This is a genomic window from Ekhidna lutea (assembly GCF_900188325.1).
GTDB classification, from domain to species: Bacteria; Bacteroidota; Bacteroidia; order Cytophagales; family Cyclobacteriaceae; genus Ekhidna; species Ekhidna lutea.
The window spans coordinates 565,300-578,165 of record NZ_FZPD01000002.1; the positions used below are offsets into that span (position 1 = coordinate 565,300).

Sequence of the window (12,866 nt, forward strand, 5' to 3'; positions counted from 1 at the left end):
TCCCCTCCTGGGAGGGGTTGGGGTGGGTTTACAACACATTCATTCAAAAAATGACTTTATGTCCATCACCCACCTCTACCTCCTCCCAAGAGGAGATTGTAAGGTGTCATTTTTTTGAATGAATTGGTCTCACCTCACATAAACCGTCTTCACATTAACAAACTCCTTGATGCCGTGGTGTGAAAGCTCACGACCAAAACCGCTTTCATTGATCCCTCCAAATGGCAAGCGAGGATCTGATTGCACCATGGCGTTTACGAAGCAGGAGCCTGCTTCCAGTTTGGTTGCGGCCAGCACTTCGGCTCGTTTTACATCTTTGGAAAAGATCGCTCCTCCAAGTCCATAGTAGGTATCATTAGCTACCCTCATGGCCTCCACTTCATCTTTTACAGTGATGACAGAAGCAACCGGTCCAAACAATTCTTCTTCATACGCAGGCATTCCTTTCTTTACATCGGTAAGAATGGTTGGTGGGTAATAATATCCGGGTCCGACAGGCACTTCGCCACCCAGCAGACACTTAGCCCCTGCTTTAATACTCCGATCTACCTGATCGGCCAATTGCTCCCGGTACTTCTTCCCTACCAAAGGACCCAAATCGACCCCCGGATTTGTAGGATCACCATATTTGTAGGATTTCATCTCGGCAATCAATCGTTTTTCAAATTCATCTTTAATCGCAACAGGAACAATGAAACGTTTGGCACTGATGCAACTTTGTCCGTTGTTTTTTAAGCGACTGGCTACTGTGGTTTTCACAGCCAGGTCCAAATCGGCATCTTCTAAAATGATGTAAGGATCACTTCCTCCCAGCTCCAGCACACATTTCTTGAGAACAGCTCCAGCCTGTTTGGCCACCGCTTTTCCTGCCCGTGTGCTTCCGGTCAATGTTATTGCTTTTACATGTTTATGAGTGATTACCTCGGAAGCTTGATCATTGGTGATAAACAGGTTGCTGAAAAGATGTTTTGGAAAACCAGCTTCTTCAAAAACAGCAACAATCGCCTCCGCACATCCGGGTACATTGGGTGCATGTTTCAGCAAGGCAGCATTTCCCGCCATCAGGCTTGGTGCTGCAAACCGAAACACCTGCCAGAAGGGGTAATTCCATGGCATGATTGCGAATACAATGCCGAGTGGACGATGACTTACGTAGCTCTTGGAGGCATCCGTTTCTATCACCTCGTCTGCTAAGAAGGCTTCAGCATTATCTGCATAATAATCACAAACCCAGGCACATTTCTCCACTTCTGCTTCACTATTCTTCAAGGGTTTCCCCATTTCTTCGGTCATGATCTTTGCAAAGTCCGCTTTTTTGGAACGCAAAACAGCGGCCGCTTTTTTCATCAACTCACTGCGATAGGAAAAAGTGGTATCCTTCCAGGAGGAGTACGCTTCATGCGTAGCATCAATGATCTTCGCCATTTGACCATCATTGTGATCCGCATAAAATTTCAACAATTCTTCGGTCGCCGGATTGATTGCCTGCATTTTCGTTTTGATTTATTTTAACACTCGTTCGATGATTCTTCCTAACTTATTATTTTACAAGTGATTATGCTGGAAGTATTATCATGATCCATACACAACAAAATGATAGCCGAAGAAATTTCATAAAAAAGCTGGGTGCCGCAGGTTTTTTTATGTCTACCATGAGCTTGCCCTCGTATGCACTCGAGCAAGTATTAAATCAACCCATACAGTATTCTCCGCTGAAGCCTGTGAATGTATCACCGGAGCGCATCATCCGACAGGTCGTTGGTTTGAGGCCATACCGACCTTCCGGTTTCAACCTAAGTGTACAAAAGCTGGACGAGAAAGCAATCATTCATAATTACGGTCATGGAGGCGGTGGCATCTCGCTTTCCTGGGGAACAGCCAGCCTGGCCATTGAGAAAATTGAAGCCTCGCAATCAACTCCAATCGCAGTGTTGGGTGCAGGTGTGATCGGACTTTCCTCCGCTATTCTCTTACTCAAGCAAGGAAGGCCGGTGACTATTTACACTGATCGCCTCCCACCCAATACCACTTCCAATGTGGCGGCCGCCTACTGGGCACCTGTTTCTGTGTTTGAATCAGGTATGATTGCCACAGGGTTCATGGATGAATTTAATCGAGCTTCCATAATCTCTCAGCGAATGTTTCAGGATCTTGTAGGTTCAAGATATGGCGTTTGGTGGATCAAAAGCTTTTTTCTGGGAGCGAGCTTTGATTTCCCGGGTGGGAAAAACCTTTACCCGGACTACAAACAGCACAATTCAACCTCCTCTCCTTTCACTGGTTTTGAAATTAACGATGAAGTATACTCATTGATGATTGAACCGCCTATTTACATGAAGGCCCTTCTGGATGATTTTTACCAGCTGGGCGGAAAATTGATAGTTCGTAAATTCAATGACCTGAATGAACTCAACCAATTGAAGGAACCATACGTTATGAACTGCACCGGGTTAGGATCGCATGACTTATTTAAGGACAAAAGCCTCATTCCTGTACAAGGACAACTGGCAGTACTCCTTCCTCAGGAGGAAATCAACTATGGATATGTGATTCCTACCTTCGATGATCTGTTGTACATGTTTCCTCGCAAAGATGGAATCATCCTTGGCGGAACTTCCGAAAAAGGTAACTGGTCATTAAATCCTAATGATCAGGAGCTTACGAGAATCATGGAGGGTCACAAACGCATCGCTGCTGGTCTTAAACCCTAGCCTTATGCTATTCGTTTGATATTTGTTAATCGATTAGATATTTGTAACTTTGTTGTCACAACAACTAATTAAAAACATTAGTCATGGAAACTACAGCAACAGCAGAAAAAACACAGGAAGCGCAGGACTTCATGCCAATCAATGGCACGGACTATTTGGAATTGTATGTGAGCAATGCCAAGCAGGCCGCTCATTTCTATCGTTCTGCTTTTGGTTTTAAAGCACTGGCATATGCAGGGCTGGAAACAGGCATCAAAGACCGGGAATCGTATGTGGTTGTCCAGGACAAAATCCGACTGGTGCTAACCTCCCCTCTCCGAAGTGGCACGGTCATCGGCGAGCACATCGATAAGCACGGTGATGGCGTGAAAGTAACCGCCCTTTGGGTGGATGATGCAACGCATGCATATAATGAAGCTGTAAAGCGAGGAGCTAAATCCTTCATGGAGCCCAACACCATTGAAGATAAACACGGTAAAGTGGTACAATCCGGTATCCATACCTATGGTGAAGTGGTGCATATCTTTATTGAACGAAATGATTACGATGGGATTTTCCTTCCGGGATACCGCGAATGGAACACCGAATACAACCCTGAACCTGTTGGCTTAAAGTATGTGGATCACATGGTGGGTAATGTGGAGCTCGGCGACATGGATAAATATGTGAAGTTCTACGAAGAAGTGATGGGCTTCAAGCAGATCATGTCATTCGATGATAAAGATATTTCTACCAAGTACACCGCGCTCATGAGTAAGGTGATGAGCAATGGCAATGGGAGAATCAAATTCCCTATTAACGAACCAGCTGCCGGACTGAAAAAATCGCAAGTAGATGAATACCTGGAGTTTTACGAAGGTGCAGGTGTTCAGCACATTGCAGTCGCCACCGATAACATCATCCAGACCGTAACTGATCTTAAAAACAGAGGAATTGAATTCCTGAAAGTGCCAGACACGTACTACGATGCTTTAGCAGAACGAGTAGGTGAAATAGATGAAGACATTGAAGCACTGAGGCCTTTGGGTATCCTGGTAGACCGTGACGATGAAGGCTATCTGCTGCAGATTTTCACCAAGACGGTGCAGGCTCGACCGACCATGTTCTTTGAGATCATCCAGCGAAAAGGGGCTACCTCTTTCGGAAAAGGTAACTTCAAAGCTTTGTTTGAGGCACTGGAAAAAGAACAGGAACTGCGAGGCACACTATAAATATCACTCACTACTAATCACGCTGAAGAAGGAACCTGAGAGGGTTCCTTTTTTTATGGATAATGATTGAAAACGGTATATTTGAATGGTTTATATCACGTACATGTGTGATACATTAAATGTTATGGGCAATAACTTTCTGACAAAAGACTCATCTGAACCTTATGAAACAAACTGCTTACGGTAAACCTCTTTTTCTTAACTCGAACAACGAGGTAACCCATCTGACCAAAGTTGAAGCTGACGATGAACTCGCTGTTCAGGAACTAATTTTCAAAAACCCCGACTGTTTGCCTATTAGCGACATTGATGAATCCTATAATCCAGTTGTTCCAGTTTGCATGGAACTTAACACAACTGTGGGACCATTGGATATTCTAATGGTTTCTCCGAACGGCGAATTAACGATTGTGGAAACCAAACTCTGGAGAAACCCCGAAGCAAGAAGAAAAGTGGTTGCTCAAATATTGGATTATGCAAAGGAACTATCTAACTGGGCATATGAAGATCTTCAACGAGAGATAAACAGACGATTAAACTCCAAGGGTAATACACTCTACAATTTGGTCAAGGAAGCACATGAGGATTTGGTTCCTCAGGAGTCTGACTTTGTAGATTCAGTAAGTAGGAACTTGGAAAGGGGTCGCTTTCTTCTGTTGATTGCTGGTGATGGAATTAAAGAAGGTGCAATTGGAATAGCTGAATTTCTTTCAAGTTCAGGTCACCTGAACTTTACCTTTGCGATGGTCGAACTCAATATCTATTCAGCTGAAGGAATTGGAAATTTGATAGTCCCCAAAACATTAGTCAAAACAACGGAGATATCTAAAATGACTGTTGAAATTCCAAAGGGTTTCGTTCTATCCAAGAGTGATGATTTTGAAACCGTTCCATCCGAACCATCTTCACAAGAAAAAAGTCATGAAAGGAACTTTTACATCTGCTTCTGGAACGAACTTGTGGCTGAACTTAACTTTGATGATCCTGGTCAACCCATGCCTAATCCGGGGACAGCACAGAATCTTTATGTCTATCCCGGAAAAACTAAGAAAGCTTGGATTAGCGCATATTTCGCTAAAAGTCAGAAGAGAGTTGGAGTATATTTTCGAGTCCAGAACGACCATGATGGAAAAAGAATTTTTGAAGAGCTAAGTACCTTCAAAGATGAAATGAAGGAAGAATTTGGAAACGATGCAATTTGGAGTTGGGACGACAATGGAAATGTTTCGACAAGGTTTCCGTGTGACGATATCTTTGATGATTCTAAAAGAGAAGAAATCAAAGACTTTTTTAAGACTTGGCTGAACACATTTGTGAACGTTCTAAGACCAAGAATGAAGAAAATAAGCTCCTATTAAAGTCTGCCAGCACTCCAACCAGCGCCTGAAAAATTGTTAAAATCGGTATATTTGAAATAACAGTCATCCACATACTCAAATGATGGGAGCATTAAAGTTTACATCAGTAGTTGCGTTTTTCTGCCTGCAAGTTTCTTTTCACGCTTTCAGCCAATCAGAAAGCACCATAACCGATGAGCGTGACGGACAGGTTTACAGAATTAAATCCATCAACGGAACGACATGGATGCTCGATAACTTAAATTATCATTCTCAACTTTCATTAGCGGCCGACTCATCAAAAAATCATGCTCCGCCTGGTCGGTTTTATCACCTCAATGAACTTGACTCTGTTTGTCCTCCAAAGTGGATTGTTTCAAGAAAAGAGGATTGGCTTACCTATTTTGAATATATCGTCGATAATTTGGGTGACTCCACCATAAAGATTACTGAGAATAAGATGGATGAGATTGTCGAAATTGATTACTGGGGTAAAATAGACATCTTTAACCTTATTAATCCACTTGAAATCAACCATACCGCATGGGTGGAAGGCGGTCAATGGTTTGATTCTAAGATGATGGAACCCCCAAGTGCTCATTTTTGGGTATTGGAACCTCAGCGAGATGAACCAGAAAGGACGCATGTTCATTTTGATGGAGACATTAGAATCAGAATACATCGTCACAAACATCATTTGAAGCCGAATCAAGAAAAAAAATTACGAAGATTTATGGTTCGGTGCGTCAAGTGTGAGTGAAAAGAGGTGTGCCACATTGTAAAACATAGTTACCACCCCAAGAGAATACCAAATGAAAGAAATAAGCGTAATCAATTCCATTCAAGTTCCCAGTGGACACGAAGAAATGGCAATTAATGTTAGAGATACATACATCAAGTATTTTAAAACCAAACCGGGATTTGTAAGTTCTACATTTTATAAATCGATTAATCCGGATAACACTTTCAATTTTGTTAATATAGTTGTCTGGGATTCACGTGAGTCATTTGAAAAAGCTGTAAACAGTGGGTTTGATAATATAGAGGGGTTGAATGAAGATAATATGAAAGTTTTGGGTAAAGGTTTTCCTTCCCCAATCAAAGTAAATCCCGGTCAATTTGAAACTATAAGAAAGGACTGAGGGACTTGTCTGCGGGGTAGAAGCGTTAGTTTTCCCAAAAACTTTTACAAACGCTTTCAAATTCCGTCCGTATAAAAGCACCATGTCTCACTAACCCGACAATTCATGAATCGTATCCATGCTGCATCCCTCCTTTTGCTTGCCCTTCTGATTAGCTGCCAACCAACCAACAAGAAGTTGGTGGATGTAGATGGAAATCAATATGAAGTCATTCAATTGGATGGTGTTGAATGGATGGCTGAGAACCTGAAAGTGACACATGATCGCGAGGGGAATGAGATTCAATACTTTATTCCTGATGGAGATTCAACCAATATCGTGACTTATGGGTTGCTCTATGATTTTGAGAATGCTTGTAAGGTATGTCCTGAAGGGTGGCGACTGCCAACCAACGAAGAATGGGAAACTCTTTTCAACTTCTCGGGGGATACCAATGCCAGCAACTACAAAGACACCAACTTTTGGAAGGAAGCACAAAACACCAACAGCACGCAATTTTCAGCGAGACCTACCGGCATAGGAAACAACCAGGAGCATCCGAATAATTTTGGGGAGAACACCCTCTTTTGGTCATCTTCGATAGAAGATGAGCATTTCATCTGGACCTATATCCTGGAAAAAGGAAAAAATAACGTCCGCAAAGCTTCTCAACATCCCACCTATGCTTTCTCTGTGAGGTGTGTGAAGGCGAGTGACTAGTTCAATATCGATTTGCGTGCATTGCAAGGTGTGATCATTCCAACAAAAAACATAAAGTATCACTGCTCAACTACTATTTTCAGCCTCAACCAGTCGCTGACTAACCCTGTTAGGGTTTAGAACCCTGACAGGGATTCAGTTTAACTCATCAGCTAATGGCACGACTATAACACGTACTCATTCCAATAAAACAGCCTCTAACTATCCCGCTCACTGTAATTTGTAAAAATTTTATCGAGTGTGGCAATCAGTGTTTCGTATTCCTGATCAGAAAGATTAGTCCAACCAAGCTTACGGGATGCTTCAACTGCCGGTGTTGCTTTGCGTATCACATTGTTCCCTTTAGGTGTGATTTTCACATGATACTTTCTTCCGTCCAATTTATCCCTTATCCGTTCTACCAAATTCTTCTTTACCAGCAGATCAACAATTCGTGAAACAGTCGGTTTGTCTCTGAAGCTCATGCTCGCCAGGTCTGTCTGGAACATATCTTTTTCGCTCAGCTTGTTTAGAATCACCCATTGTTCGGGTGTAATGTCAACACCAGCATTTTTAAATCTATTGATCAAATCCTGCCGTACGACTTTATACGTTCGGTCAATAAACGACCCCAGCTCTTTGTATTGAGACATAATTAGCTAATATATCGCTTTTTCGATTGGTGTATATTGACCCTTTGTGTAAAAAAATAAATTGTAGGTGCAGCTTCCGTACTAATTGGTCAATATCTAAGTTATTTTTGAGACAAATCAACCAATAGCATTGAAGAAACTTCTAATCGTAATTGCTGTATTGCTCCTGCTTGGTGCGGGGTATTTCACGTACGAAAAGTGGGTAAAGCACTCAAATCTTACCACCTGGAGTTTTATCCCTGCAGATGCCGCTCTTGTCCTGGAGGGAACAGTAGCAAACGACCTTGAGACACTTAAGAATTATCCGCTTTGGGAGATTGTTTCTCAGTCATCCGGTTTTGATAATTTAAGAATTGGACTGGCTTTCCTTGATTCCATCAATGGAGAAGGAGGATTTTCAGCCATCTTTCGGGAAGCTCCCACTCTGGCTTCAGCTCATAAAGTTTCAAGCAACAGTATTGATTTTCTCTTTGTTGTTGAGCTACAAAACATCTCCCAAAACACATTCGCAAATGCAGCCATCGGTAGGCTTCAAAACCAGGGATACCGTTTTAAAACACGTAACTACAATGATTTTAAAATCAGTGAGATCAATAAAGATGGAGAGACACTCACTTACATTTTTTATAAGAATTTTTTCCTGGCCAGCTTCACTCCATACCTGGTAGAAGATGCCGTAAGGGCAATTAGTGATACTGAATTACAATCCTTTAAAGAGAAGTTTTCCAAACTGGATCAGGTTGGGACCAACGGTATACTTTCCCTTTTCATAAACTATGAGAAAGGATCTGAACTTTTAAAAGCATTCACTCCTTCGTCGATTGATTTTTCTATCGGAAGTGGTAGCTACGAGTTAATGGTTGACTCTTCCTTCCTTCAACTCTCAGGTTTCTCGCATACAGCTTCAGGCTGGCTGGACACCCATACATCACAACCAACAACTTTTGATATGGCAGAAGTGGTGCCGGAAAATACGGCTTATATCTATCACATCACGTCCTCAGAAATGACGAGCTGGAAAGAAAAGCAAATCGCCCACTTACGTAGCACTGACCCAAAAGCCAAACATTATCAGGATTCGCTCAAGTCGCTATATGATTTCAATGCAGACCAGGTTCTTGATTTGGTAGACAATGAGATTGGGGTGCTCAACCTGGAATCACCGCGAGCAAGAGATCAGCAAAAAATGGTGATCCTGGAAGTGAATGACATGAGTGAGTCAATTAACTTCTTCAGACAGCTAACGGAGCGAATTGCGCTTGCAAGAGGTGACTCTGTTTATACTGAATCATACAGCGAAAATGAAATTCGTTTCTTACCAATTGCAGAATTTCCTTCTACCATTTTAGGTGAACCAGGTCGTGGCTTTAGCCAATGCTTTTATATCAGCTATCGTAATTATTTGATCTTCTCTAATGACCTGCAGGAACTAAAAAACCTGATCACCGCGGTACAAGAAGAAGATACCTGGGGTAAATCCATTCAAGTAAATAATTTTTTGAGTCGTACTAATAACGCAGCGAATGTCAGTCTGTTTATCAATATTCCCCGTGCCTGGAGTACCCTTTTGGACAACTTGAAACCAGAATGGAAAGAACACTTTAAACAAAATGAAAATTCATACAAATCAATTGAGCTTGCAGCCTTTCAATATAGCTACTTAGATGGTAAGTATTATACCAACTATACGCTTTCCCAACCAATACGCAGGAGCAAAAACATCCCAAAAACCAGTGCAGAAGATGGCGTGAGATTCATAAGCAATCTTACCAGTAAACCGATTTTGCTACGAACTCATGCACATAAGGAATTTGATATTCTCGTTCAGGACAGCACTAACACCGTCTACTACATGGATCCTGATCAAAATGCGCTATGGTCGCAGGATGTTGGAGGGCAAATACGCGAAGGAGTTCATGCCATTGACTATTATAAAAACGGCAAAATCCAATATGCATTTGCTACCTCGTCTGAAATCCATATCATCGATCGAACAGGCACTTATATTCCCGGCTACCCAAAATCAATCAGCAATGTGTCCTTTGACCACTTTAATGTGATCGACTATGACAGGAGTAGAAATTATCGTTTTGGTATCACGGATACAGATGGTAACATTTATCTCTCGGATAAAGATTTAAAAGTACTTGAGGGATGGAATCCAAAGAAACTATCCAGACGGGCTCTTGCTCCCCTTAATCATTCGAGGCTTGGAAGACGGGATGTAATGCTGTCATTGCAGGAAGATGGGGTCATCAACCTTATGAACAGAAGAGGTGAAATGATGTCCGGATTCCCATTCGAAACAAAACAATCGATCAGCAAAAACTATTTCATCAGACAATCTAACTCACTTGGAAATTCCTCGCTCACCGTCATTTCCAATGGTGGCGAACTCACTGAACTCACACTTGAGGGAGGTGTGATCAAGCGAGATCAGCTTATCAAAACAAGTGCCGATGCTTCTTTCCAGTTAATTCCTGACACTGGTGGTGATTCATTTATCATCATCCGAAAAGAGGGCACCAGTTATGAAGTCTTAGATGATACCGGGAATCTACTTTTCAAAAAAGACTATCTCTCACAATGGCCTATATTGATCCAATATTATCAATTTGGTGCTGGTAAAGACCTGGTAGTGTTTACCGATACGGCCAATAAGAGTCTATATATTTATGATAAATCCGGGAATCTGGTCACCGGTAATCCGCTGAATTCATCACATGAGATAAGTCTAATTTATTCGAGTGCAAAAAGAGAGTTCCAGGTCTATACCACATGGGATTCCAACCTGGAACTCTATACTTTCAGTTATTAAGCACGTGCCCAACCTCAAAGGTGATTATTTGCATACCATCCGGGTAGCTTTGACAGTAAACCATTTTTAGTTTGGTCTGAACTTTATGCTCTCCAAACAAACGAATACCGCCACCTAAAATGATAGGATTCACTTTTAATTTGACCTCATCTATCAACCCATTTTTCATTAACCAGCCTGCAAAGTTGCCTCCTCCACATAGATAAATTTCACTGCCACACTCCTTTTTGAGTGCTTCTAAGTGGTTGAGGTCCGGAGGTACAACTTTCACCTGATCATTTGCATTATCGAAGCATAAGCTGCTAGAATAAATGAAATGATCCATATGCGGATAGGCCGGCTGTCCCGGCTCTAACCCAAACCGATAGCCAAACTCATAGGTTCGTCTACCCATTATCACAGTATCAAAGGATTGCAGGTCATACATGTATTGCTCCACACCCTCTCCTCCAACGGCAAACATGCTGACATCATCGTTCTCTCCGGCGATATAACCATCCAGAGAAGTAGCTACATAGTAAACGATCTTTCTCATAAATAAGAGGTTATACTTTTACCGTTTTCCACTTCCCTCTTTTGAATATGACCATAGCCACCAAAGCATATAAGCTATGGCAGAAGGCTATACAAAAGAATACACCGTTCGTTTCCCATCCCATAGTGAAAGAAAGGAAATAAGATAGAGGAATCTGGATTAGCCAAAACACGACGATGCTGATATACATAGGGGTTTTCGTATCACCCGCACCATTAAATCCCTGGCCTAAAACCATCCCGTATGCAAAAAACACATAACCAACACATATAATTTTTAATGCATCAGAACCAATATCTATAACTGATTTTGGCTGATCAAATATTGACAACACCTCTGTTGAAAACAGTGAAAAAAGGACAGTGATGAAGACGAGAAAAATGGCGTTCCATTTTGCGGTTACCCAGACTGACTTTTCTGCTCGTTCAGGTTTCAGAGCTCCCAAATTTTGACCTACTAATGTTGCAGCTGCGTTTGCCATCCCCCAAGAAGGTAATAGAGTGAAATAAATAACTCTAAAGGATATTTGATAGCCTGCCATGGCTTCTTTACCAAACTCACTTACGATCCTTACAAGAAACAGCCAGCTCAATGTTTCAACCAAAAACTGCCCAATTCCTCCTGCAGATATCACAATGATCTCTTTAATTGTTTTCCATTTAATAATAAAATTGGCGACAGTAATCTTTATCAGTGATTTTCCATTAAACAAATAGAAAATCTGGTAAACTACCCCACAAGATCTCCCAATTGTAGTGGCAATTGCGGCTCCTTCGACACCATATGCAGGAATTATTCCCCAACCAAAAATGAAAATGGGATCAAGGATAATATTAAGGCCATTTGCCAATAAAAGAGACTTCATAGCAATGGAAGCATTTCCAGCTCCCCGAAAAATTCCATTTATAAGAAATATCAAAACAATGCTGATATTGGCCCCATACATTACTTGAGTATAACCTACTCCTTCCTCAATCAGGCTGCTATCACCTCCCATTAGTTCAAGGATTTCAGCTGAATATTGGTATCCGAAAATACCAAGAGTAATTCCTATAACTATGGCGATTATTATTGCTTGAAATGCTGCATTTGCAGCTCTTTCATATTCTTTTTCACCAACCCTTCTAGCAACAATGGCCGTTGCGGCCATACTAAGACCAATTGCGAGTGAAAAAATGATCATGAGGGGTGCCTCTGTCAATCCAATAGTAGCGACTGCATTGACACTCACTCTGGATACAAAAATCATATCAATAAGTGCAAACAATGCTTCGCCTGTCATTTCAGCAATGATTGGGATAGATAAAAGCACAATTGCGCGATTAATACTGCCGGTAGTAAATTCTGTTTCTTTGCCTTTAAGGGCGGATATAAAGAGCTTAAATACTCTGGATATAGAGAATGATTCTTTCGTCATTTTCGTAAGAAAATTAAATGTTTGTAGCTGCTTGTCTCAGATGCAGCATAAGAAATTGTTAATATATACTGATGTATGGAAGGTTGAGATACCCAGCCTGGGGGTTACCCTCTGATACGAGAGGGCGTGGTATTTACAATCTCTGCGAATAGAATCATAAGACTACAATGGTAGTATATTTTTTTATATGAAACTCTAATCCGAAGACATAATTTTTACAACAAAGGCAAAAATCTTTGTTTCCTTCAAAATTGGAATCACGCATATGCTTATTTTAAAAATTGCTTCTAAAACTATTAATCAAGTCGAAAAAGGACTAATTAAGGTGTTTTTATATCTACAATTTTAATCCAAGCATTTCCTC

Annotated in this window: 11 protein-coding genes; 7 read left to right on the top strand and 4 right to left on the bottom strand. The window is 41.4% G+C overall.

Annotated features, from left to right (window positions below; translation table 11 throughout):
* Positions 1-129: 129 nt before the first annotated feature.
* Positions 130-1,491 (bottom strand): NAD-dependent succinate-semialdehyde dehydrogenase, encoded by a 1,362-nt coding sequence (locus CHB71_RS06275; protein ID WP_089356043.1) that lies wholly within the window; start codon positions 1,489-1,491, stop codon positions 130-132.
* 83 nt (positions 1,492-1,574) lie between these two features.
* Here CHB71_RS06275 and CHB71_RS06280 point away from each other — a divergent pair, with 83 nt between their 5' ends.
* The 6 genes from CHB71_RS06280 (at position 1,575) to CHB71_RS06305 (ending at position 7,100) form a co-directional block, all read left to right on the top strand.
* A complete protein-coding gene (locus CHB71_RS06280; RefSeq protein ID WP_089356044.1) occupies positions 1,575-2,711 on the top strand; it encodes an FAD-dependent oxidoreductase in 1,137 nt (378 codons plus the stop codon).
* 83 nt (positions 2,712-2,794) lie between these two features.
* Positions 2,795-3,922, top strand: a complete 1,128-nt coding sequence (gene hppD / locus CHB71_RS06285; RefSeq protein WP_089356045.1) for a 4-hydroxyphenylpyruvate dioxygenase — start codon at positions 2,795-2,797, stop codon at positions 3,920-3,922.
* A gap of 164 nt (positions 3,923-4,086) precedes the next feature.
* The gene (locus CHB71_RS06290) at positions 4,087-5,280 is read left to right on the top strand and encodes a DUF4268 domain-containing protein (protein ID WP_089356046.1); all 1,194 of its coding nucleotides are present in this window, start codon (positions 4,087-4,089) and stop codon (positions 5,278-5,280) included.
* 79 nt (positions 5,281-5,359) lie between these two features.
* Entirely contained in the window at positions 5,360-6,019 is a 660-nt protein-coding gene (locus tag CHB71_RS06295; RefSeq protein WP_089356047.1) for an FISUMP domain-containing protein, read from the top strand.
* Positions 6,020-6,071: 52 nt separating this feature from the next.
* Positions 6,072-6,401 (top strand): antibiotic biosynthesis monooxygenase family protein, encoded by a 330-nt coding sequence (locus tag CHB71_RS06300; RefSeq protein ID WP_089356048.1) that lies wholly within the window; start codon positions 6,072-6,074, stop codon positions 6,399-6,401.
* Positions 6,402-6,506: 105 nt separating this feature from the next.
* Positions 6,507-7,100 carry a fibrobacter succinogenes major paralogous domain-containing protein gene (locus tag CHB71_RS06305; RefSeq protein ID WP_089356049.1) on the top strand — a complete coding sequence of 198 codons (594 nt, stop codon included), beginning with the start codon at positions 6,507-6,509 and terminating at the stop codon, positions 7,098-7,100.
* 197 nt (positions 7,101-7,297) lie between these two features.
* Here CHB71_RS06305 and CHB71_RS06310 read toward each other — a convergent pair whose 3' ends face one another.
* Positions 7,298-7,732, bottom strand: a complete 435-nt coding sequence (locus CHB71_RS06310) for a MarR family winged helix-turn-helix transcriptional regulator (protein WP_089356050.1) — start codon at positions 7,730-7,732, stop codon at positions 7,298-7,300.
* Positions 7,733-7,862: 130 nt separating this feature from the next.
* Between CHB71_RS06310 and CHB71_RS06315 the strand changes: the two genes are divergently transcribed.
* Positions 7,863-10,550 carry a hypothetical protein gene (locus tag CHB71_RS06315; RefSeq protein WP_089356051.1) on the top strand — a complete coding sequence of 896 codons (2,688 nt, stop codon included), beginning with the start codon at positions 7,863-7,865 and terminating at the stop codon, positions 10,548-10,550.
* On the opposite strand, the gene CHB71_RS06320 is transcribed toward CHB71_RS06315, so the two are convergent.
* Positions 10,540-11,085: a dihydrofolate reductase family protein gene (locus tag CHB71_RS06320; protein ID WP_089356052.1), complete on the bottom strand. Its 546-nt coding sequence runs from the start codon at positions 11,083-11,085 to the stop codon at positions 10,540-10,542. The genes CHB71_RS06315 and CHB71_RS06320 overlap by 11 nt on opposite strands.
* A gap of 10 nt (positions 11,086-11,095) precedes the next feature.
* The gene (locus CHB71_RS06325) at positions 11,096-12,502 is read right to left on the bottom strand and encodes an MATE family efflux transporter (RefSeq protein ID WP_089356053.1); all 1,407 of its coding nucleotides are present in this window, start codon (positions 12,500-12,502) and stop codon (positions 11,096-11,098) included.
* Positions 12,503-12,866 lie beyond the last annotated feature (364 nt).